The sequence below is a fragment of the Mycolicibacterium pallens genome, assembly GCF_019456675.1.
GTDB lineage: Bacteria > Actinomycetota > Actinomycetes > Mycobacteriales > Mycobacteriaceae > Mycobacterium > Mycobacterium crocinum.
Genome location: NZ_CP080333.1, coordinates 4,690,291 through 4,711,964 on the forward strand (window position 1 = coordinate 4,690,291; position 21,674 = coordinate 4,711,964).

Annotated in this window: 20 protein-coding genes; 10 read left to right on the forward strand and 10 right to left on the reverse strand. The window is 68.1% G+C overall.

All coding sequences use genetic code 11. The features are described 5' to 3' along the window. Positions 1–3 precede the first annotated feature (3 nt). Both K0O64_RS22780 and K0O64_RS22785 read right to left on the reverse strand, forming a co-directional pair. Positions 4–351 (reverse strand): VOC family protein, encoded by a 348-nt coding sequence (locus tag K0O64_RS22780; RefSeq protein WP_220045767.1) that lies wholly within the window; start codon positions 349–351, stop codon positions 4–6. After that, positions 348–1,748 (reverse strand): acyl-CoA synthetase, encoded by a 1,401-nt coding sequence (locus tag K0O64_RS22785; protein WP_220045768.1) that lies wholly within the window; start codon positions 1,746–1,748, stop codon positions 348–350. The genes K0O64_RS22780 and K0O64_RS22785 overlap by 4 nt, the downstream gene beginning before the upstream one ends. A gap of 81 nt (positions 1,749–1,829) precedes the next feature. Here K0O64_RS22785 and K0O64_RS22790 point away from each other — a divergent pair, with 81 nt between their 5' ends. The 3 genes from K0O64_RS22790 (at position 1,830) to K0O64_RS22800 (ending at position 4,248) form a co-directional block, all read left to right on the forward strand. After that, positions 1,830–2,324: an NUDIX domain-containing protein gene (locus K0O64_RS22790; RefSeq protein WP_220046526.1), complete on the forward strand. Its 495-nt coding sequence runs from the start codon at positions 1,830–1,832 to the stop codon at positions 2,322–2,324. 86 nt (positions 2,325–2,410) lie between these two features. Further along, positions 2,411–2,914 carry an Rv2253 family sensor-like surface protein gene (locus K0O64_RS22795; protein WP_220045769.1) on the forward strand — a complete coding sequence of 168 codons (504 nt, stop codon included), beginning with the start codon at positions 2,411–2,413 and terminating at the stop codon, positions 2,912–2,914. A 23-nt stretch (positions 2,915–2,937) separates the two neighbouring features. Further along, positions 2,938–4,248 carry an acyltransferase family protein gene (locus K0O64_RS22800; RefSeq protein ID WP_425574793.1) on the forward strand — a complete coding sequence of 437 codons (1,311 nt, stop codon included), beginning with the start codon at positions 2,938–2,940 and terminating at the stop codon, positions 4,246–4,248. Here the strand turns inward: K0O64_RS22800 and K0O64_RS22805 are convergent. From K0O64_RS22805 to pruA, 3 genes are read right to left on the reverse strand one after another with little or no spacing between them, the layout of a single operon-like run. Then, a complete protein-coding gene (locus K0O64_RS22805) occupies positions 4,223–4,969 on the reverse strand; it encodes a sulfite exporter TauE/SafE family protein (protein ID WP_220046528.1) in 747 nt (248 codons plus the stop codon). The genes K0O64_RS22800 and K0O64_RS22805 overlap by 26 nt on opposite strands. A gap of 14 nt (positions 4,970–4,983) precedes the next feature. Continuing rightward, positions 4,984–5,940, reverse strand: a complete 957-nt coding sequence (locus K0O64_RS22810; protein ID WP_220045770.1) for a proline dehydrogenase family protein — start codon at positions 5,938–5,940, stop codon at positions 4,984–4,986. Next, a complete protein-coding gene (gene pruA / locus K0O64_RS22815) occupies positions 5,940–7,571 on the reverse strand; it encodes an L-glutamate gamma-semialdehyde dehydrogenase (protein WP_220045771.1) in 1,632 nt (543 codons plus the stop codon). The genes K0O64_RS22810 and pruA overlap by 1 nt, the downstream gene beginning before the upstream one ends. Before the next feature lie 84 nt (positions 7,572–7,655). Here pruA and K0O64_RS22820 point away from each other — a divergent pair, with 84 nt between their 5' ends. Both K0O64_RS22820 and mspA read left to right on the forward strand, forming a co-directional pair. After that, the gene (locus K0O64_RS22820; protein ID WP_096312129.1) at positions 7,656–9,215 is read left to right on the forward strand and encodes a PucR family transcriptional regulator; all 1,560 of its coding nucleotides are present in this window, start codon (positions 7,656–7,658) and stop codon (positions 9,213–9,215) included. A 184-nt stretch (positions 9,216–9,399) separates the two neighbouring features. Further along, the gene (gene mspA / locus K0O64_RS22825; protein WP_096312130.1) at positions 9,400–10,038 is read left to right on the forward strand and encodes a porin MspA; all 639 of its coding nucleotides are present in this window, start codon (positions 9,400–9,402) and stop codon (positions 10,036–10,038) included. Positions 10,039–10,077: 39 nt separating this feature from the next. On the opposite strand, the gene dapC is transcribed toward mspA, so the two are convergent. From dapC to K0O64_RS22840, 3 genes are all read right to left on the reverse strand, one after another. Then, positions 10,078–11,184 carry a succinyldiaminopimelate transaminase gene (dapC, locus tag K0O64_RS22830; RefSeq protein ID WP_096312131.1) on the reverse strand — a complete coding sequence of 369 codons (1,107 nt, stop codon included), beginning with the start codon at positions 11,182–11,184 and terminating at the stop codon, positions 10,078–10,080. Between the two features lie 14 nt (positions 11,185–11,198). Continuing rightward, positions 11,199–11,522: a ferredoxin gene (gene fdxA / locus K0O64_RS22835; protein WP_071949524.1), complete on the reverse strand. Its 324-nt coding sequence runs from the start codon at positions 11,520–11,522 to the stop codon at positions 11,199–11,201. A 253-nt stretch (positions 11,523–11,775) separates the two neighbouring features. After that, a complete protein-coding gene (locus tag K0O64_RS22840; protein ID WP_096312132.1) occupies positions 11,776–14,355 on the reverse strand; it encodes a bifunctional FO biosynthesis protein CofGH in 2,580 nt (859 codons plus the stop codon). Positions 14,356–14,574: 219 nt separating this feature from the next. Between K0O64_RS22840 and K0O64_RS22845 the strand changes: the two genes are divergently transcribed. Beyond that, on the forward strand, positions 14,575–15,549 hold the full coding sequence (locus K0O64_RS22845) for a hypothetical protein (protein ID WP_071949522.1): 975 nt from the start codon (positions 14,575–14,577) through the stop codon (positions 15,547–15,549). Here the strand turns inward: K0O64_RS22845 and K0O64_RS22850 are convergent. Continuing rightward, on the reverse strand, positions 15,546–16,001 hold the full coding sequence (locus K0O64_RS22850; RefSeq protein WP_096312133.1) for a hypothetical protein: 456 nt from the start codon (positions 15,999–16,001) through the stop codon (positions 15,546–15,548). The genes K0O64_RS22845 and K0O64_RS22850 overlap by 4 nt on opposite strands. 116 nt (positions 16,002–16,117) lie before the next feature. Then, complete coding sequence (gene mshB, locus K0O64_RS22855; RefSeq protein WP_096312982.1) at positions 16,118–16,984, reverse strand: N-acetyl-1-D-myo-inositol-2-amino-2-deoxy-alpha-D-glucopyranoside deacetylase; 867 nt, start codon at positions 16,982–16,984, stop codon at positions 16,118–16,120. Between the two features lie 40 nt (positions 16,985–17,024). On the opposite strand from mshB, the gene K0O64_RS22860 reads away from it, so the two are divergent. The 4 genes from K0O64_RS22860 to K0O64_RS22875 all read left to right on the forward strand — a co-directional run bounded on the left by K0O64_RS22860 (position 17,025) and on the right by K0O64_RS22875 (position 21,673). Continuing rightward, positions 17,025–18,275: a chloride channel protein gene (locus tag K0O64_RS22860; protein ID WP_096312134.1), complete on the forward strand. Its 1,251-nt coding sequence runs from the start codon at positions 17,025–17,027 to the stop codon at positions 18,273–18,275. 32 nt (positions 18,276–18,307) lie between these two features. Then, positions 18,308–19,363, forward strand: a complete 1,056-nt coding sequence (locus K0O64_RS22865) for a class I SAM-dependent methyltransferase (RefSeq protein ID WP_217353540.1) — start codon at positions 18,308–18,310, stop codon at positions 19,361–19,363. Positions 19,364–19,629: 266 nt separating this feature from the next. Next, the gene (locus tag K0O64_RS22870; RefSeq protein WP_125477487.1) at positions 19,630–20,601 is read left to right on the forward strand and encodes a hypothetical protein; all 972 of its coding nucleotides are present in this window, start codon (positions 19,630–19,632) and stop codon (positions 20,599–20,601) included. Between the two features lie 127 nt (positions 20,602–20,728). Next, positions 20,729–21,673, forward strand: a complete 945-nt coding sequence (locus tag K0O64_RS22875; protein ID WP_096312137.1) for a hypothetical protein — start codon at positions 20,729–20,731, stop codon at positions 21,671–21,673. The last annotated feature ends 1 nt before the right edge of the window (position 21,674 follow it).

The following is a 21,674-nucleotide window of genomic DNA, read 5'->3' on the forward strand; positions in this document are numbered from 1 at the left end:
CCGCTACTTCGCCGACAGGATGCAGAACTCGTTGCCCTCGGGATCGGCCAACACCACCCAGGTCTGTTCGCCCTGACCGATGTCCACGCGGCGGGCACCCAGCGCGAGCACCCGCTCGACCTCGGCCTGCTGGTCGTCGGGGGTGAAGTCGAAATGGATGCGGTTCTTGACCACCTTGTCGTCGGGGACGGCCAAGAACAGCCAGTCAGGTCCGGCGCCATCGGGTGCCCGCAGGGCGACGTCACCATCGTCGGTCGCCTCGGCAGGCCAGCCCAGCACCGTCGACCACCACGACGACAGGGCATGGATGTCGCGGGCGTCGACGCAGACATCGCTGAATCGCAGCGTCATTTCATCAGCTCCTTCTTCATGACTTTGCCCATCGCGTTGCGTGGCAGCGAGTCGACCAATCGCACTTCCCGCGGCCGCTTGTGCACCGAAAGCTGTTCGGCCACAAAAGAAATCAAATCGTCAGGTTGGGCGTCGCCTACCACGAACGCGACGATCCGCTGACCGAGGTCGGGGTCGGGCAGGCCCACCACCGCCACCTCGTCGACGCCGGGATGACCGAGCAGCACCGTCTCGACCTCGCCGGCCCCGACCCGGAAGCCCCCGGACTTGATCAGGTCCACCGACTCGCGGCCGACGATGCGGTGCATACCGCCCTCGTCGATGACGGCGGCATCGCCGGTGCGATACCAGCCGTCGGGATCGAAGGCATCGGCGGTGGCATCGGGCCGGTTGAGGTAACCGTCGAAGACCGTCGGGGCCTTGAGCTGCAGGCTGCCGATGGTCTCACCGTCATGCCGGCCGACCGAGCCGTCCTCATGCACGATCCGGGTCTGAACCCCGTTGAGCGGCAACCCAACCCAGCCAGGGCGTCGTTCACCGTCAAAGCGAGTACTGATCGTGATCAGCGACTCGGTGCTGCCATACCGCTCGACCGGCGGGTGTCCGGTCAACTCGGCCAGCCGGGTGAACACCGGCACCGGCAGCGCCGCACTGCCCGACACCAACAACCGCGCCGAAGCCAGCGCGGCCGCAGCGTCAGCATCGGCCACCACCCGCGACCACACTGTCGGCACGCCGAAGTACAAGCTGCCACCGGCGGCGGCATATCCCGCGGGTGTCGGCTTTCCAGTGTGCACGAAGCGATTTCCCACGCGCAGGGAGCCGAGCAACCCGAGGATCAGGCCGTGCACATGGAACAGCGGCAGCCCGTGCACGAGCGTGTCGTCGGGGGTCCACTGCCAGGCCTGCACCAGCGCGTCGATCTGCGCGGCGATCGCGCGCCTGCTGATCAGCACACCCTTGGGCAGGCCGGTGGTGCCGGAGGTGTACATCACCATCGCGGTGCTCTGCGGTGACGGCTCGGCGTAGCGATGCCACGACCGGGCGTGCAGCCGGACCGGAATATGCGGCAAGCCACCGAGATCGGCGGGTGACTCCCCCAGCCACGCCTGCGCGCCGGAGTCGGTCAGGATGTGCGCACGTTCGGCGATCCCGACGTCGGCGGGCACCGGAACGAACGGGACACCGGCGATCAGGCAGCCGGTGATGGCGAGCACGGTGGTGGCGGTGGGGGTGGCCAGCACGGCGACCTGTCTGGCGCCGCCGACCCGCTCGGCGACCGAAGTGGCCGCCCCGACGAGATCGCTGCGGGACAGGACGGCGCCGTCGATGCGCACGGCGTCACCGATGTCGGCTCCGGCGGCGACGGTGGCGGGATTCAGGGAGGCCAGCAACACGCCAGCGACGCTACCGAAGATACTGACCTGGTGAAGCCGACCATCCAGCTCTCGTCCCGCGAGGTGTACCGCAACAACTGGATGACGGTGCGCGAGGACACCGTCGAGCGCCCCGACGGCTCCATCGGTATCTACGGTGTCGTCGACAAGCCCGACTACGCGCTCATCATCGCGCTCGACAATGACCGGGTGGCGTTGGTCGAGCAGTACCGCTACCCGCTCGGTGCGCGTCGTTGGGAATTTCCGCAGGGCACCGCCCCGGATCGGGCCGAGGTCGAGCCGGCCGAGCTCGCCGCCCAAGAGCTGCGGGAGGAGACCGGGCTGACCGCCGGTTCGTATGTCGTGCTGGGCAGTCTGGACATCGCCGCCGGGATGAGCAGCCAGCGCGGCTGGGTTTTCCTGGCCACCGACATCACCGAGGGTGAGCCCGACCGCGAGCACGAGGAGCAGGACATGCACTTCGAGTGGTTCGAGCGCAGCCGGTTCGAGGAGATGATCCGAACGGGCGAGATCACCGATGCGCAGTCGCTCGCGGCGTACGCGCAACTGCTGCTCAGGGAGCGTTTCGAGTCCTAATCGTGACCGGCACGCCTGGGACAGAAGTGACAGATGAGGTTTTCTGACGGCTACGCTGATATCTCGCAACGACCTTCCGAGGAGTCATGAGCCGCCACAGTTGGGGTGCCACGCTGGTGGCCGCCGCGACGATCTGCGCCGCGGGACTGCTGTCCCCCGCATCGGCGCACGGTCAACCGCTGGCCTGGAATGGGCGCTACCAAATGATTACGTACGCCTCGCAGAAAGCGGGCACCAGTCCCGCCACCCGCCAGAAGGAGAACGACTTCGGCGCGGTGTTCACGCTGTCCACCGCCTGCTCGGGCGGCGCCTGCGTCGCGACCGTCGTCGAGGGCCCCGCACCGAGTAATACGACGATCCCGCAGCCGACCAAATACACCTGGAACGGATCCGAGTGGGCCACCACCTACGACTGGGTGTGGGACTGCTTCCTGGGCGACGGCTACCAGAAGCAGTGGAGCCCGGCCACCTCGTGGGCGTTCTACACCCCGCAGCCCGACGGCTCGCTGCGCGGCACCTGGCACACCGATATCGCCCAGGGGCCATGCCGCGGCAGCGTCGTCATGCCCGTCGCGGCGATGCCTGCCTGACCCGGCGCCGAATCGTCCGCACAATGGACAACGTGACCGACACCGCCACCACCACGGCTACCCGCAACCACGCCATGGACCTGTACCGCGCGGGTGCCCTGGCGTTCGTCGTCATCGGGCATTGGATCCTGGCGTCGCTGACCTACTCCGACGGAGCGTTCTGGCGGGACAATCCGCTCGTCGACATGCCGTGGACCCAATGGCTCACCTGGATCTTCCAAGTCGTTCCGGTGTTCTTCGTCGTGGCCGGCTACGCCAGCGCGGCGTCGTGGAGTCATCGTGACGCGAGCGAGTCCCGGCAAGCCTGGCTGCGACGGCGGCTGGTCAAGCCCATCGGGCCGACGGCGGTCTACATCGTCTTCGCGTTGCTGGTCGTGGCGGTCCTGAGCCGTGTCGGGGTGGCCGGCTCCGAGTTGGACTTCGGTGCGTGGGCGGTAGCCATGCATCTGTGGTTCCTGGGCATCTACGTGCTGGTCGTCGCGCTGACGCCGCTGGCGGTGGCCGCACACCGGCGCTGGGGCAAGTGGGTGCCGTTCGCTATGACGGTCGCAGTGGCGGTGCTCGACGTGGCGACCATCGGCGCCCACCTGCCCTACGTCGGGTGGCTGAACTATCTGTTGGTGTGGGCGGTGTTCTATCAACTCGGGATTGCCTGGCAGGACGGCACTCTGTGCCGGCGCGCGGCGATCGCGGTGGCGGTGCTGTCGGCGATCGTGGTGGTCCTGCTGGTCACCGTCGGGCCCTACCCGGTCAGCATGATCGGCGTCGCGGGTGCAACCGTGAACAACACCGGTCCGCCCAACCTCGCCCTCCTGGGGCTCGGCGGCGCCCAGGCCGGCCTGGCCCTGGCGCTGGCACCCACGGTGAATCGATTGGTGAAATCTGTCCGTATTCAACGAGTCCTGGCGATCGCCAACGATAACGTGATGGCCCTCTATCTGTGGCACATGGTTCCGGTGGTGATCGTCGCGCTCGCAGGGTATCCGACCGGGCTGCTGCCGCAGCCCACGCTCGGTTCGGCGGCCTGGTGGTGGTTCCGGCTGGAGTGGGTCGCGATCCTGGCCGTCGTCGCGGCCGTGGAGCTGGTGCTGTTGTGGTGGGGTCGCAGGTTGTTCTCGGCGCCGCTGCCCACGGTTGGAGTCGCCATCCCGCCATGGCTCGGCGAAGTGCTGCTGTTCGCGGGCACCGTGACCATCGCGGCGACGATCACCGTGTTCGCGACGCTCGGCTTCGCCCCGGCCGGGCGGTTCCCCATCGCAGCCGGTGTCGGGTTCGCCGTCGGCGTCGCCCTGGTAGCGGTAGCGCCGGTCAGTACGCGTCTAAACCGAGTTTGACCGCCAGCACCAGCCCGGCCACACCAATGAGGATCCGCAGCGGGGTGCCCGGCGCATGCCGGACGATGATGGGCCCCAGGCGGGATCCGATCAGGCAGCCCGTACCCAGCGGGACCACCGCGAGCCAGTGCACCGGCGCGAATACCGCGAACACCACTGCTGCAACGCAGTTCGCGAGCCCGAGCAGGATGTTCTTGGCGGCGTTGGCGTGGGCCAGGCTGTCGGCTCCGGCATTGAGCAACAGGGCCAGGAACAGCACGCCGGCGGCGGCCCCGAAATAGCCGCCGTAGAGGGCGATTCCGAAGATGGCGAGCGCCTCGGCCACCACCACGGCCCGCCGCCGCCGACCCGGATGCGGTGTGCCCCGCGGTGCGACGATCGCCACCGACGACAGCCCCAGCAGAATCGGCACCACCTTCTCGAAGGAGTCCGCCGGCGTGGTCAGCAGCAGCGCCGCGCCGGCGGCACCGCCGGCAATCGTCACCGGCGCCATGCGGGCGATGAAGCGGCCCTGACCGACCAGTTCGGGTCGCGATCCCCACGCCGAGCCGACGCCGTTGAACACCAGGGCCACCGTGTTGGTCACGTTCGCCGTCACCGGCGCAAGCCCCACTGCCAGCAGGGCCGGATAGGTGGCCACCGACGCCAGGCCGGCGATGCTGCCCGTCAAACCTCCGAGCACACCGGCGATCAGCAAGGTGACGGCGTCCAGTGCGCTCAGCTGCGAGCCTTCCTCTAACGATGTGTCAGTGCCCGCAGGAAGAACATCAGGTTGGCGGGGCGTTCGGCAAGTCGGCGCACGAAGTACCCATACCACTGCGTGCCAAACGGAACGTACACCCGAACCTGGTTACCCGCGACGGCGAGCCGGCGTTGCTCGTCATCGCGGATTCCGTAGAGCATCTGGTATTCGAATTGCTCTGTGCCTCGGCCTAATTCGCGTGCCATCTCATCGGCCGCGGCGATCACCACAGGATCGTGGGAGGCAACCATCGGATACCCGGCGCCGGCCATCAGCGTGCGCAGGCAACGCAGGTAGGACTCGGTGACCTCACCGGCATCGCGGTAAGCCACCGAGGCCGGCTCGTCGTAGGCGCCCTTACACAACCGGATCCGCGAACCGGCCGCCGCAAACTCGGCACAGTCGACCTCGCTGCGCTTGAGGTAGGCCTGCAGAACCGTTCCCAGCCAATCGAACTCGGTGCGCAGCTCCCGCACGATCGCCAACGTCGAGTCGGTGGTGGTGTGATCCTCGGCGTCGACGGTGACCCACGCGCCGACCTGCTGCGCCCGCCGACAGATCGTGTGTGCGTTCTCGAACGCGATCTTGTCGCCGTCTTTTGGCAGCGCCTGGCCCAGCGCGGACAGTTTGAGCGACACCTCCAGCGGACGGACAGTCGCGGCATTCTCGGCCCGGGCGCCCAACGCGTCGAGCAGGTGCAGGTAGGCCTGCACGGTGGCCTCGGCCGCGTCCGCGTCGGTGACGTCCTCACCCAGGTAGTCGATGCTGACCATGCGTTTCGAGTCACGCAGCACGCCCACCGCGGCCAGTGCGTCATCCACCGTCTCCCCCGGCACGAAACGGCCCACCACGTCGCGCGCGATCGGCAGTCGTTCCAGGCTGTGCCGCAACCGGTTCGAGCGGCCGGCCGCCAGAATCGCCGGGCGTGCGACCCCCGTAAAGGCACTCATTAGTCCGCCGCCATATGCGGGTAGGTGTGATTGGTGGGCGGGACGAACGTCTCCTTGATCGAGCGCGCTGACGTCCAACGCAGCAGGTTCAGGGGCGAGCCGGCCTTATCGTTGGTGCCCGAGGCCCGCGACCCGCCGAACGGCTGCTGCCCGACGACGGCGCCGGTCGGCTTGTCGTTGACATAGAAGTTGCCCGCGGCGAACCTCAACCGGTCAGCCGCCGCCTGGACGGCGGCCCGGTCGTCCGCGATCACCGCACCGGTCAGCGCGTAGCGCGAGCCGCCGTCGACGACGTCGAGAACCGCGTCGAACTCGTCGTCGGGGTAGACGTGGACGGCCAGGATCGGGCCGAAGTATTCGGTAGAAAACGCCTCGTCGCTCGGATCGTCGGACAACAGAACCGTCGGGCGGACGAAATAGCCTTCGCTGTCGTCACATTCGCCGCCCACCGCGATCGTCACACCCGGTGCGCTCTTGGCCCGCTCGATCGCGCGCGAATTTTTCGCGAAGGCACGGGCATCGATGACGGCACCACCGTAGTTCGACAGGTCGGTGACGTCGCCGTAGGCCAAAGCCTCAGTGGCACCGAGGAACTCGTCACCCATCGTCTGCCACACCGAGCGCGGGATGAACGCCCGCGACGCGGCCGAACACTTCTGCCCCTGATAGTCGAACGCCCCGCGAATCAGCGCGGTGCGCAACACATCCGGGTTAGCCGAGCTGTGCGCGACCACAAAGTCCTTGCCGCCTGTCTCGCCCACCAGCCGCGGGTAGCTGTCGTAGTCGGCGATGCGGGACCCGACCTCACGCCACAGGTGCTGGAAGGTGGCGGTGGAACCGGTGAAGTGGATACCGGACAGTCGCCGGTCTGCCAGCACCACATCGGACACCGCGAACCCGTCGCCGGTGAGGAGATTGATCACCCCGGGCGGAAGGCCCGCCGCCTCGAGCAGCTGCATCGTCAGATAGGCCGCGAACGTCTGGGTGATCGACGGCTTCCACACCACGGTGTTGCCCATCAGCGCCGGCGCGGTCGGCAAGTTGGCGGCGATCGCGGTGAAGTTGAACGGCGTGACGGCATAGACGAAGCCGTCCAGCGGGCGGTAGTCGGTGCGGTTCCAGACGCCCGGGCTGCTGATCGGCTGCTGGGCCAGGATCTGCCGGGCGAACGCGACGTTGAAGCGCCAGAAGTCGACCAACTCGCAGGGGGCGTCGATCTCGGCCTGATAGGCGGTCTTGGACTGGCCCAGCATGGTGGCCGCCGCGATCTTCTCCCGCCAGGGGCCGGCCAGCAGGTCGGCGGCGCGCAGGAACACCGCGGCGCGTTCGTCGAACGGGGTGGCGGCCCACTCGTGTTTGGCGGCCATCGCCGCGTCGACCGCGGCAGCGGCATCGGTTGCGGTGGCGTTGGACAGGCTGCCCAGCCGGGCGTTATGCCGGTGCGGTTGCACCACGTCGATGCGCTCGCCGTCGCCAAGGCGGTGACGGCCGCCGATGACGTGGGGCAGGTCAATGGGATTGGTGGACAGATCGTGCAGGGCCGCGGTGAGGCGGTCCCGTTCGGCGGATCCAGGCGCGTAGTCGTGAACCGGCTCGTTGGCCGGCGCGGGAACTTCAGTGCGGGCGTCCATGCAGTTCAGGATGACGCGCCCGGCGGTCCGAACTGTTGGCCGATCGGCCAGGGATAATCACGTCTGCTAGTAGAATCGAACAACATGCGCGAGACCGGCGTCGGGCTGGGTCAGCTGGTGTTGGCCCTGGACGCCGCGCTGGTCCGGTTGATCGAGGCACCACGCGGGTTGGACCGCCCGGTGCGCTCCGCCGCGTTGATCGACTCCGACGATGTGCGGCTTGGGCTGGCGGTCAGCGCCGGCTCGGCCGACGTGTTCTTCCTGCTCGGCATTTCCGACGCCGACGCACTTCGATGGCTAGACCGGCAGGTCGCCGCGCACGGCTCCCCCGCGGCGATCTTCGTCAAGGAACCGTCCGAGTCCGTCGTCGCCCGCGCCGTCGCGGCGGGCGCGGCCGTCGTCGCCGTCGATCCCAAAGCCCGGTGGGAGCGGCTCTACCGGTTGGTCAACCACGTCTTCGAACACCGGCGGACCGATGCGGTCACCGATTCCGGCACCGATCTGTTCGCGCTCGCCCAGTCCATCGCCGACCGCACCCACGGCATGGTCAGCATCGAGGACGCGCAGTCGCACGTGCTGGCCTACTCGGCGTCCAACGATGAGGCTGACGAGCTGCGGAGGCTGTCGATCCTGGGCCGTGCGGGCCCGCCCGAGCATCTGCAATGGATCGCCCAGTGGGGCATCTTCGACCGGCTCCGGGCGGCGGCCGACGTCGTGGCGGTCGACGAGCGGCCCGAGTTGGGGCTGCGGCCGCGGCTGGCGATCGGCATCCACCGGCAAGGAGCGCCCGGATACGACGGCACCATCTGGCTGCAGCAGGGCTCCCGACCGCTGGCCGACGACGCCGAGGAGGTGCTGCGCGGCGCGGCGGTGCTGGCGGCCCGGATCATGGCCCGACTGGCTGCCCGGCCGTCGGCGCACTCACTGGCCGTGCAGCAACTGCTCGGGCTGGCCGACGCCGACGACGCGGACGTCGCCGCGCTGGCCCGCGAGCTTCGCCTACCGCTCGACGGACGCGCCGCCGTGATCGGCTTTGTCGCCGCCGATGCCGAAGCTCGGGTTGCCGACGTACTGGCGTTGAGCGCCAGCGCTTTTCGCCCGGATGCGCAGGTGGCCGCCAACGGATCCCGGGTCTACGTCCTACTGCCGGACTCCGGGCGCACCGCCGCGGTGGTGTCGTGGATCCGCGGCACCATCGGCGCGCTGCGCGCCGAGCTCGGACTGGACCTGCATGCGGTGATCGCCGCCCCGATCGCCGGGCTGGCCGCCGTCGCCGCCGCCCGCCGCGAGATCGACCGCGTCTTCGACAGCGCCGCGCGCCACCCGGTGTTCGGTCAGGTCACCACGCTGGCCGAGGCCCGCACCACGGTGCTGCTCGACGAGATCGTCACACTCGTCGCCGCCGATGCCCGGCTGGTGGATCCGCGGGTACGCGGACTCCGGGACACCGAGCCGATCCTGGCCGAGACGCTGCGGGTGTATCTGGACAGCTTCGGCGACGTGGCGGCCGCCGCGGCGGCGCTGCACGTCCACCCCAACACCGTCCGCTACCGGGTACGCCGCCTTGAACAGGTACTTTCCACCTCACTGAGCGATCCCGACGTCCGGCTACTACTGTCACTAAGCCTGCGGGCAACCGCCTGATCGGCACCGTCAAGCAGCCGCGCCGCAGTTGTCGAGAAATTTTTTGACGAACCTGGTAACACTGTTGCATCTGTTGCCGATGAGGCTTTTGTCATGACTGGCTGTGAGGCCCGTCACGACGCCAGAAACCTCGGTGAACCGGGCCCCCCGATCACCGTCGAACCACTGAGCACAAGGGGTCAGCATGAAATACGTGGGTCGGGTACTGGTGGCGATGATCGCTGCCGTCGCGGCGTTGTTCGTCGGGACAGGTACCTCGCACGCAGGTTTGGACAACGAGCTGAGTCTGGTTGACGGCGGTGGCCGCACGATGACGGTTCAACAGTGGGACACCTTCCTCAATGGTGTGTTCCCCCTGGACCGCAACCGGCTCACCCGTGAGTGGTTCCACTCCGGCAAGGCCGTCTACAGCGTGGTCGGCCCGGGTGCCGATGAGTTCGCGGGCACCTTGGAGCTGGGCTACCAGGTCGGCTTCCCGTGGTCGCTGGGTGTGGGCATCAACTTCAGCTACACCACCCCCAACATCCTGCTCGACGACGCCAACATCTCCCCGACGGGCTTCAACCCGCTGGGCTCGGTGATCACCCCGAACCTGTTCCCGGGTGTGTCGATCAGCGCCGACCTGGGCAACGGCCCCGGTATCCAGGAAGTCGCCACCTTCTCCGTCGACGTCTCGGGCCCCAACGGCTCGGTGGCCGTGGCCAACGCCCACGGCACCGTCACCGGCGCCGCCGGCGGCGTGCTGCTGCGGCCCTTCGCCCGCCTGATCTCCAAGGCCGGCGACAGCGTCACCACCTACGGCGAACCCTGGAACATGAACTGACGGTTCGTCTCTGACCCCCGCTTGGGTGGAGCGGCTGGCTCAGGCCAGCCGCTCCGCCGCGGCGGCGATACGTTCGTCCGTCGCGGTCAAAGCCACCCGAACGTGCTGAGCGCCCCGGGCTCCGTAGAACTCGCCGGGGGCGACAAGGATGCCACGCTCGGCCAGCCACGCCAGCGTCGTCCGGCACGGTTCGCCCCGAGTGGCCCACAGATACAGACCTGCCTCGGAGTGGTCGACGGTGAAGCCCGCCGACCGCATCGCGGCCAGCATGACATCGCGGCGGCGCGCATAGCGCTGCCGCTGTTCGAGTTCATGGGCATCGTCGTCGAGGGCGGCCACCATCGCCGCCTGGATGGGGCCCGGCACCATCATCCCGGCGTGCTTGCGCACCTCCAGCAGCTCGGCGACGACCTCGGGATCCCCGGCGACGAACCCGGCGCGATATCCCGCCAGCGAGGAGCTCTTCGACAGCGAGTGCACGGCCAGTAGACCGGTGTGGTCGCCGTCGCTGACCGAAGGATGCAGCACCGAGGTCGGCTCTTCTTCCCAGGCCAATCCCAGATAGCACTCGTCGGACACGACGAGCGTGCCGCGCTCGCGGGCCCACTCGACGACCTTGCGGAGGTGGTCGCGGCCCAGCACCTTGCCGGTGGGGTTGCTCGGCGAGTTGATGAACACGACGGCGGGCGACTCGGGGCCGAGCTGGGTCACCGAGTCGGCCGGGATGACACGTGCGCCGGCCAGCCGCGCGGCGACGTCGTAGGTCGGATAGGCCAGCTCAGGAACGACGACCAAGTCGTCGGCGCCCAAGCCCAGCAGAGTCGGCAGCCAAGCGATCAGCTCCTTGGTGCCGATCACCGGCAGGACGGCCCGCTCGGGCAGTCCGGTGATGCCGTAGCGGCGATCCAGCGCGGCCACGGCCGAGGCCCGCAGAGCGGGCGTACCGGCCGTGGTCGGATAACCGGGTGCCGAACTGGCCGCGGCCAGGGCGGCACGGATGACCGGCGCCACCTCGTCCACTGGGGTGCCCACCGACAGGTCGACGATGCCGCCCGGGTGGGCTCGCGCGGTGGCCGTCACCTCGGTGAGGGTGTCCCACGGGAAAACCGGCAGCGTCCGGGAGACCGGACGCTGCCGTACGCGCAATGGGACGCGAGCCGTCAGTCCTCTTCCTTCGGCGGCAGATCCTTGACCACCTGCGGGTCGTTGTCGGTCTGCCCGACCTTGGAGGCACCGCCCGGAGAACCGAGCTCAGCGAAGAAGTCGGCGTTGATCTGGGTGTACTGCGACCACTGATCCGGGACGTCGTCCTCGTAGTAGATCGCCTCGACGGGGCAGACCGGCTCGCACGCGCCGCAGTCGACGCACTCGTCGGGGTGGATGAACAACATGCGCGCGCCCTCGTAGATGCAGTCGACCGGGCACTCCTCAATACATGCCTTGTCCTTGATGTCGACGCAGGGTTCGGCGATCACGTACGTCACTTGAGGTTCTCCTCGGTCTGCTCTATTCGGTGTGGCTGTAGGTACCGCAGGGCTACTGGGAACGCCTAGTATCCGATGCCGGTGACCGGATAGCCGACTCAGTGTGCCCTAACTTGTCGGCCATCGGAGCACCGGTCCACACAAGGTGTTCCGCGCGGTTACTGATACTAGACGTTTCGTATATTAGCGAGCTATACCCGCCACGGCCGCGGCGACACCGCGGGCCGAGTCAACGGGGGAAAAACGTCGGCCGTCAGGCCGCAAGATCCGCGTAGGTCGTGGTGCGCTGGCGGGCCGGGCGTCCGATTCCCGCGGCGATGGCCACCAATTCCTCCACGGACTTGGCCGAGCCGTTCTCTGAACCGGCCATCCGCGAGATGGTCTCCTCCATCAACGTGCCGCCCAGATCGTTGGCGCCACCCTGCAGCATCACCTGCGTGCGCTCGATCCCCAACTTGACCCACGACGTCTGGATGTGGGAGATCCTGCCGTGCAGCATGATCCGGGCGAGCGCGTGCACGGCCCGGTTGTCCCGGTGCGTCGGGCCGGGACGCGCGCCACCCGCCAGATACAACGGCGAGGACTGGTGCACGAACGGCAGCGGCACGAACTCGGTGAACCCGCCGGTGCGGTCCTGGATGCCGCGCAGCACGTTGAGATGCCCCACCCAGTGCTTCGGGGTGTCGACGTGGCCGTACATCATCGTCGAGCTCGACCGCAGGCCCACCTCGTGCGCGGTGGTCACCACGTCGATCCACTCCGAGGTGGGCAACTTGCCCTTGGTCAGCACCCAGCGCACCTCGTCGTCGAGAATCTCGGCGGCGGTGCCGGGGATGGACCCCAGGCCGGCCTCACGCAACGCAGTCAGCCACTCACGCACCGACAACCCGCTGCGGGTGACGCCGTTGGCGATCTCCATCGGCGAGAAGGCGTGCACATGCATCGAGGGCACCCGGGCCTTGACTGCCCGCACCAGATCCGCGTAACCGGTGACCGGCAGTTCGGGGTCGATGCCGCCCTGCATGCACACCTCGGTGGCACCGGCGACGTGCGCTTCCCAGGCACGGTCGGCGACCTCGGACGTGGACAGCGAGTACGCGTCGGCATCGCCCTTGCGCTGGGCGAACGCGCAGAACCGGCAACCGGTGTAGCAGATGTTGGTGAAGTTGATGTTCCGGTTCACCACGTAGGTGACGTCGTCGCCGACCGCCTCCCGGCGCAGCGAATCAGCAAGGGCTGCAACGGCATCCAGGGCCGGACCCTCAGCAGTGGCCAGGGCCAGGTACTCGTCGTCGCTGCAGCCGCCCGGGTTGCGCTCGGCCGACCGCAGGGCTGCCAGCACATCGGTGTCGATGCGCTCGGGCGCCCGCGCCGCCAGCTCGGAGACCTTCTCCCGAATGGACTCCCAGTCGCCGAACGCGCTACCCAGATCGCTGCGCGTCTCGGTCAGCCGGCCCTCGGTGTCGATGGCGGCGTGAAGATCGGTGCGCCCCAACGACTCCGACGCCTCGTCGGGCTCCTGCCAGGGACGGCCCACCGGCTTGGTATCCAGCGCCCATCCGGTGTCCGGATCGGCCAGCGCATCCACATGCCCGCGCACCCGTGGATCGATCCACGCCGCTCCCGCCTGGACGTACGACGGCTGTGCGGTAAGTCGTTCCACCAGTTCATAACCCGCCGCGGCAGTCACCTCGGCCAGGTCGTCCAGGGCCGGCCACGGCCGTTCCGGATTGACGTGATCGGGGGTCAGCGGCGATACGCCACCCCAGTCGTCGACGCCCGCCGCGACCAGCGCCAGGCACTCGTCGCGGGACACCAGATTCGGCGGCGCCTGAATGCGCATCTTCGGGCCGAGCACGAGGCGGCTCACCGCGATGGTGGCAAGGAAGTCGTCGATGCCGGCATCGGGCACCGCAGCCATCGCGGTGTGGTCCTTGGCCCGGAAGTTCTGCACGATCACTTCCTGAACGTGTCCGAACTCCTTGTGCGAGCGGCGAATCGCGTGCATGGTCTCGGCGCGCTCGGTCAGGGTTTCCCCGATCCCGACGAGCAGACCGGTCGTGAAGGGAACCGAAAGCCTGCCTGCGTCATCCAACGTGCGCAGCCGCACCGCCGGATCCTTGTCCGGGCTGCCGTAGTGCGCCAGACCCTTGGTCTCGAACAGCAGGCGCGACGTGGTCTCCAGCATCATCCCCATCGACGGGGCCACCGGCTTGAGCCGCGACAGCTCGGTCCAGCTCATCACGCCGGGATTCAGGTGCGGCAGCAGGCCGGTCTCCTCGAGCACCCGGATCGCCATCGCGCGCACGTAATCCAATGTGGAGTCGTAGCCGCGCTCGTCCAGCCACTGCTTGGCCTCGTCCCAGCGGGCCTCCGGCCGATCGCCGAGGGTGAAAAGTGCTTCCTTGCAACCCAACTCCGCGCCGCGGCGCGCGACGTCGAGGATCTCGTCGGGCTCCATGAACATGCCCTTGCCCTCAGCACGCAGCTTGCCGGGCACCGTAACGAATGTGCAGTAGTGGCAGGTGTCGCGGCACAGATGCGTCACCGGGATGAACACCTTGCGCGAATACGTCACCGGCAAGCGCCCGCCGGGGCCTCGTCGGCCTGCCGATTCCAGGCCGGCGTCGCGCACCCGCGCCGCGCTGGCGCACAGATCGGCGAGGTCGTCGCCGCGGGCGGTCATCGCGATCGCCGCCTCGTCGACGTTGAGTGCGACACCGTCCCGCGCACGACGCAGGACGCGCCTCAGCGCGGCAGGAGAGGGAGCATCAGTCCGCGGTGGAACCACCGGTGTGGGCAGCGGACTAGTTGGCTGCGAGTTCAGGGCCACTCCCCGGTAACCGTCGACAGCAGTGAAATCATCCGCGCGTCCCACAATCTGAAACTCGGGTGACTGACATGCTGCACACAGTAGTCCTCGCAGTTGGCAGTGCGGCCCGGCCCGTCGACCCCTCTCGGTGATCGGGACACGACGGCAAAATATGTAACGCTGACGCGTGCGCAACGTAAATTGTCAGTATTAGCTGTATCTGAAAGCAGGGGGTTCGCCATGACCGTGTCCGTCCGCGCCTATCTGACCGCCGGCATGGCGGCAGCGGTCGTCGGCGCCGCCGCGATTGCTCCCGCGCAGCCATCGACTCCCAGCTCGGTCTCGGCTCACTCTCTGCGCCTGTCGGCCGCGGTTCAGCCGCTGGTCAGTCAGGTCAACGCCGCCGCGGCAACGCTTGGCCAGGCCGACGGAGTCACGACAGCCCAGCAACCCCGAGCTCAAGCCTCGGCGACCGCCAACAACAATGCGTCGGACGCCATCGACTCGGCCTACAACGTGATCATGTACTGGGCCAACTACTGGGCCAACGACCTTGGCCCATATTTACTGGGCTGGGTCCCGTTCGGCTATCTCATCAGCGACCAGATCCAGATTTGGTTCAACACCTTCACCGTGCCGGTATCCGCCAGCTTCGTCTATGACTTTCTCGACCCGGTGGTCAACGACTTCTGGAACCCCACCGTGTGGCGCGACGGCCTGACCGCGCTCGCCCAGACCACCTGGAACAGCTTCGGCGCCACGGTGAACCAAGAGATCGCCTACGTCATCAGCTTGCAGTGGTTCCCGATCCCCCTTCCGCCGCTGCCGCCGCTGCCGTTCGCCGCTCTCAAGACACCCGCGGCCGCGGCCAGCGCTGACACCACCGCCGCAGCGAAGACCGAGACGACGACTGCACAGTCCGGCGTCGGCCACTCGGGCCGTCTGCAGGTGGCCAAGCAGGCGACCGACACGGTCGACGACGCGACCGTCACCACGGACACCGTCACCACGGACACCGTCACGACGGCACCGCAGGACGCAGTGACCCCGAAGGCCGCCGCCGCCACAAAGGGCACCACGTCCGCGAAGGCCGACAGCACCGCGACGTCAGGCAAGGACGGCACGGCCAAGTCAGGCGCCGATACCGGCAAGAAGAAGTCGACGGCCGGCTCGGCGCGCACCAAGGGCGACAAGTCCGCCAAGGGCGATAGCTAGCGGGTGCGCCGCCACAGGAAGATCGCGGGCGGCGCCGCACCCAGGGCGAGGAAGAACAGCACGGAGTAGGCCATCACGCCCGGGCCGCCGAACACGATGTCACCGCCCGGGCCGCCCAGCGTCAGCACGGCGACGGTGACCAGCCATGTCAGTAGCGGCAGCGCGGAGAGCCGGGCGGAGTCCGTCCAGTACGCGGCCGCCCACACCAAAGCCAGGTTCACCAATCCACTGACCAGCGCGCTGATCGGCAGGGGAAAGCCGCAGACGTAGAGCGGCAGAAGTAATGCCCCTGCGACTGCCGAGAGGACACCGTCGACGGCCAGCAGGGCGAGCACCACCGTGCGAATGGCCGGGTGGGTCGCGCCTGGGTCCTCGGCGACCTCGACGGAACGTTTGGTGGCGGTCAGGTCGGGATGCTGTCGAGCAGCGACACCAACGAGCCGACCACCCACTGGAAGTTGTCGGCCCGGTCCTGCCAATGCTGCAGGTTGGGATCGAGATCGGGGTCCATGGCCGTCCCTTCGTCGCACGAGCACGCCAAGCCTACCCCGCGAGGCCTTGCTTGAACCTACTCCCCGAACCCGAGCCCAGCCAGAAGGTCAGTCTCCCAACCACGCTCGTTCGTCGGTCCCGCGGTGCCGTTGACGAGCACGTAATGCTCGGATGCCAGCACGGGCAGTACGAGCTTGTTGGACAACGTGAATGCGCGCCGGGTCGGACCGACCAGCATCTGCGTGGCGTGTGCGGCGATCGCGTCGACCTTGGACTCGATGTGCTCGGGCGCATCCACGATCGCGGTGATCTTGTCGTCGGGGAAACCGAATTCGACATCCGCGGGCGGCATGATCCAGTCGGCCAGTACATCGTCGGGACCGAGCGCGTTGACCCCGTCGCGAAAAGCGCTGGCGCCGATGACAGCCCAGTAGAACTTCGGCACCTTCCAGGTCGCGGCGGCGACGGCGGCGGTGGTGATCCTGTGGGTCTGTATGTGGTCTGGGTGGCCGTAGCCGCCGTCGGGGTCATAGGTGGCGACGACGTGTGGCCGCAGTTCGTCGATGATGTCGGCCAGGAGGCCGGCCGCTTCGTCGACGTCGGCGTCGACGAACTTGGTGTGCTTGCGCGCCGGGGTCCCGGGCATCCCCGAGTCGCGCCACTTGCCTGCCCCGCCCAGGAAACGCGGCGCCGACACGCCCAGCGCCTGCAGCGCCGTCGTCAGTTCGCCGATCCGGTAGCCGCCCAGCTGGTCGGCTTCGTCGACTCCGAGCCGCAGCCAACGCTCGTCGATGATCTCGCCCTCTTCACCGAGGGTGCAGGTGACGACGGTGACGTCAGCGCCGCGCTGCACGTAGCGAGCGATGGTGACGGCGTTGTTCATCGTCTCGTCGTCGGGATGGGCGTGCACGAACAACAACCGCGGGGTCTCCTGCTCAGCCACGAGCGTCACCCTACCGCCGCGAGTGACATAGATTCGGCGCGTGAAGCGCCGCGACCTGGAGTTCGGCTGCGCGGTCCTGGCGATCGGACTGCTGGCCGGGCTTGCCGGCGCCGCGACCACACTGCTGCTGCACGCCGTCGAACACCTCACGTTTCACTACAGCTTCGGGTCGCTGCTGGACGGCGTCACCGGGTCGAGTCCGGTGCGCCGCGCGATCGGCCCGACCGTCGGCGGTGCACTGGCCGGTCTGTGCTGGTGGTTGCTGCGGCGGCGGACCCGGGTGCCGTCGCTGACCGACGCGATCAGTGCGCCTGGCCCGTTGCCGCGGCTGGCGTTGTCACTCGACGCCGGCATCCAAGTTCTGCTGGTCGGCGCCGGTGCTTCGTTGGGCCGGGAGGGCGCACCCCGTCAGTTCGCCGCCGCGCTCGGTGATTTGGGCACCTCGAGGTGGGCGCTGACCGCGGACGACCGCCGGATCCTGTTGGGCTGCGCGGCCGGTGCGGGCTTGGCGGCGGTGTACAGCGTGCCGATGGGGGGTGCCCTGTTCGCGATCCAGATCGTGCTGAGCAGCTGGAGTCTGCGTGCGGTCGGCACCGCGATGATCACCTCGAGCATCGCGGTGGCAGTGGCCGCCCCGGTCACCCACCTCGAGGTGCCGCTGCACTGGCCCGATCCCGAATTGTCTTATCTGCTCACCGGATTCGCCGTTCTGATCTCGCCGCTGGCGCTGGCGGTCGGTCGCGGCTTCAACCGGCTGATGAGCTACGCCAAATCCCACCGCGTCGGCGACTCGTGGCTGCTGATACCGGCCATCGCCGCCGCCGGGTTGTTGGTCGGTGTGCTCTCGCATTGGTGGCCCGAACTGCCGGGCAACGGCAAGAGCGTGTTGACCGTCAGCGTCGCGTCCGGTCTGACGCTGGCCTCGGCCACCGCCATCCTGCTTCTGAAGCCGTTGGTGACCGCGGTGTTCCTTCGCGCGGGCGCGGTCGGCGGCATGCTCACGCCCGCGTTGGCCACCGGCGCCGCTATGGGCTCGGTCCTCGCCCTGGCACTCAATACCTGGACACCGGTGACGGTCAGCGTGCCCGCGGTGTCGCTGGCCTGTGCCGCGGGCATACTGGCCATCACACAGGGTGCACCCGCCTGGGCGGCGCTGTTCGTGTGGGAGTTGGCCCGCCCGCCGTGGTGGCTGCTGATCGTCTTCGCCGCCGCCGCGTACGCGGCCAGTCTGCTCGACGGATTCCTCAAGCGGCGCCGAGAAATTCAGGTGAACTCCCCACCCGGACACTGACAATCGCGGCCGCATCGGGTAGAAGGACTCAGGTGGAGAACTTGCCGCTTCCCCCGACCGCAGGCACATCGCTTCAGCGCGCCATGACGCGCCGGCTGTTGCGGCGTTCGGTCGCCACCGGTGAGATCAGTCTGCCCGCCGTGCCCGGCATGCTCGAGGCGTATGTGACCATGTGCGCCAACCTTTTCGGCACCCTCGGCAGCGAGTTCAGCCCCGAGCAGATCGACGAACTCCGCGGAATCCTGCACGCCCAGCTGACCGAGGCGTTCACCGCCTCCCCGCGCTCGGAGATCGTCATCTCCTACAGCGCTCCGGTGGGCACGGTGTTGAACTACCACGTGAAGAGCCGGTGGTGGACGGTCGAAGGCGCGTACGAGAACTGGATCGCCACCCGCGAACCGCCCTTGTTCGGTTCGGAGCCCGACGCGCGGGTGTGGGCGCTGTCCGCCGAGGCGGCCGATCCGCCCTCCTTTCCGATCCTGGATCTCGGAGCGGGAACCGGGCGCAACTCGCTCGCCCTGGCGCGGCGCGGCCATCCGGTCGATGTGGTAGAGATGACGGCCTCGTTCGCAGAAAGCATTCGCGCCGCCGCGCAGAGCGAGTCGCTGCCCGTTCGGGTGTTGCAGCGCGACATCTTCGCGACGACCGACGACCTGCGCAGCGACTACCGGTTGATTTTGCTGTCGGAGGTGGTGTCGGACTTCCGGTCGGCGGATCAGCTACGCGGGATCTTCGACCTGGCCTCGCGGTGCCTGGCGCCGGACGGCCGCCTGGTGTTCAACGCGTTCGTCGCGCACCGTGACTACACCCCCGATGACGCGGCACTGCAGCTCGGCCAGCTGTGCTACACCACGATCTTCACCCAGCCCCAGATGGCCGATGCCCTGGCCGGGTTTCCGCTGGCCCTGGTGTCGGACATGTCGGTCTATGACTACGAGAAGAACCATCTGCCGGCCGGGACGTGGCCGCCGACGAGCTGGTACGCCGAGTGGGTCAGCGGACAGGACGTGTTCGACGTCCCCCGCGACGAACGCCCGATCGAGATGCGCTGGCTGGTGTACGAGAGATCAAACTCGGCGCCCGAGTGACGCACGAAAATTAGCCGGTATCTGCGTATGCAAACTTCCTTAGCTGCGCTTAAGGTGCCGTGGTCAACTAAATGGGTTGTCGCCCAAGCGTTTTGTGCCCCCACCTCGAGATATGGGAATTTTCGCTAAAAAAATTCTCAGGCGGCGTCTTTACCCTTATCAGCCTATTCTCAGGTATCGTTCTCGTAGCCGGTGCCGCAAACACGGGATAGGGAGACGGCATGCGACGGGCATTGGGGCCAGTCCTTACTACAGGAGTGGCACTCGTGGCGGCGACTGTGGTCGTGGCCAATCCCCTCGCGCCTCCGTCCAGGGACATGCAGATCTCGACCACCCAGCTGTCGACGAGCCCCGATCTACTCAGTCCGTCCGACAAATCCCTGCTCAGCGCACTGACGCCGAAGGTCGGCATCTCGGATATCGGCCCTGCGCTCGCGCAAATTCTGGCTGCGCTCGCCGCCGACGCCGACCGCATCAGCCGCGAGGTCAGCTCGGCGATCAGTCCCGAAGCGCCGGCGGTCGCGGCCATGCCCGAGCAAACTGCCTCCCGGCCGGGGCCCATCGCGGCACCATTCCTCGAGTCGGCCAATGCCACTCCTGCACCGTCGACCAACTTCGCCTCCGCCGTGGTCAGCTCCGACGTCGTGCAGGCGATCAATGGCCTGGTCCTGGACACCTCGTATCTCGGCGGAAAGGTTGTCGAGGCGGCGTACGCCGTCGTCGACGTCATCATCCAGGTGCCCCAGTTCGTCATCAACGCCGCTCTGGACCTGCTCGCCGGCGACATCGCGGGCGCGATCGACACCGTGAAGTCCGCGATCCGCGCGTTCTGGGGACCGGGACTGATCATTCTCGACGGCATCAGGGACGTCCTCTACGGCCGACGCCCCCCGGCCATCCCGGCACCAGCCTCGCTGAAGAGCCTGGTTGCGTCCGCCACTGCCAGTTCCGGCACCGAGACCAAGCCACCCGCGACGGACCCATCGACCGACACCACGACGCCGACGAGCTCGTCAGGCGGGGACAACAAGGCCGACTCCGCGCGCAAGCGCGACACCACGCCGTCGGCCGCAAGCCTGAAGCCGAGCGCGTCCAAGTCGGCAAACTCCGACAGCGACACCGCGACCTCCACCAAGGGAGCCGGGAGCAGCAAGCCGTCGACGGGCACGTCACGCTCCAAGGCGGGGTCGGCCCGGAACTCGAAGAGCTCGTCGAGCGCCAGTTCGTCGTCCGACTGACGCGGTTCCCGCCGGGGAAGTGGTTCACCGCTCAAGCAACCCGTGCCAGATTGCTCAACTGGCCGTTTATCAGTTTGCTGTCCGGTAAGTTTCGCCTGGTCGCTACACCTCGGTGAAGGAGCCAGAAATGCCTGCCGCTGTCACCTCGCTCTATAAGACGACCGTCGCGCTGGCCGGAGCGGGCGTCATCGCCGTCAGCCCGCTGATGCCCAGCCACACCGCGCCCATCGCCTCGGTGCATCTACCCCAGATCCAGCTCACCGACCTGACCGTTCCGGCGTTCGGGGCCATCCCCTACCAGATCGGCATCAATCTCCTCGGCGACGTCATCGCCGCCGCGCCGATCCTGATCGGCAGCACCGACCAGTGTGCGACCTTCTGCCTCGGGCCGAACACCCCCGCGCCCGCCCCGACCTACGCGCCCTTCACCGGGTGGGGTCTGATCGGGCTGGGCAAGGGACTGATCAGCAGCCCGGCCGCGTTCGTCGCCACACTGCAGGGCGGCGGGGACGTCGCGCAAGCACTCGGTGTCGCACTCCTGGCCATTCAGGTGCCGATCACCAACACGTTCAGCCTGCTACTGGCGCCGCGCACCCCGTCCGGCGGGTTCGCGCTACGGGCCACGCTGGACCGAGCGTTCGCCGCGTACAAACACGCCGTCGACTACGCGGTCAACATCGCCGCCCAGGCATTCGTGACCGGCCCGCTGACGGTTCTGGCGGGTGCGGTCGAGGGCACGACGACGTTCGCCGGAACCCTTGCCCAGACCGGTGATTTCGCGGCCGCGTTCGCGGCCGGCCGTGTCCCGATCCAGAACTCGATCCGGACGGCCACCACCGACCTCGTCAACGAGATCAACGAGGGCCGCACGACCATCTACGCCGACCTCGTCACCGGCCCCGGCGCGACCACCCGACCGATCCCCACGGTTCCGGCGCCGACCGCGGCCGCCTCCCGCTCGGCCAAGACCACGAAGCCGACGAAAGCCGCCGCCGACAGCGGCACGTCGACGGCGAAGAAGAGTGGCGTCGCCGGCTCGAAACGAGCACACAAGGCCGCCGCCGGCGGGTAGG

What these genes read in the sequence shown, in the direction of transcription:
- K0O64_RS22790 (WP_220046526.1), top strand. Translation starts at nt 1,830, where the DNA reads ATGACGGTGCGCGAGGACACCGTCGAGCGCCCCGACGGCTCCATCGGT.
- K0O64_RS22810 (WP_220045770.1), bottom strand. Translation starts at nt 5,940, where the DNA reads ATGAGTGCCTTTACGGGGGTCGCACGCCCGGCGATTCTGGCGGCCGGC.
- mspA (WP_096312130.1), top strand. Translation starts at nt 9,400, where the DNA reads ATGAAATACGTGGGTCGGGTACTGGTGGCGATGATCGCTGCCGTCGCG.
- K0O64_RS22800 (WP_425574793.1), top strand. Translation starts at nt 2,938, where the DNA reads ATGGACAACGTGACCGACACCGCCACCACCACGGCTACCCGCAACCAC.
- K0O64_RS22875 (WP_096312137.1), top strand. Translation starts at nt 20,729, where the DNA reads ATGCCTGCCGCTGTCACCTCGCTCTATAAGACGACCGTCGCGCTGGCC.
- K0O64_RS22780 (WP_220045767.1), bottom strand. Translation starts at nt 351, where the DNA reads ATGACGCTGCGATTCAGCGATGTCTGCGTCGACGCCCGCGACATCCAT.
- K0O64_RS22820 (WP_096312129.1), top strand. Translation starts at nt 7,656, where the DNA reads ATGCGCGAGACCGGCGTCGGGCTGGGTCAGCTGGTGTTGGCCCTGGAC.
- K0O64_RS22845 (WP_071949522.1), top strand. Translation starts at nt 14,575, where the DNA reads ATGACCGTGTCCGTCCGCGCCTATCTGACCGCCGGCATGGCGGCAGCG.
- K0O64_RS22795 (WP_220045769.1), top strand. Translation starts at nt 2,411, where the DNA reads ATGAGCCGCCACAGTTGGGGTGCCACGCTGGTGGCCGCCGCGACGATC.
- pruA (WP_220045771.1), bottom strand. Translation starts at nt 7,571, where the DNA reads ATGGACGCCCGCACTGAAGTTCCCGCGCCGGCCAACGAGCCGGTTCAC.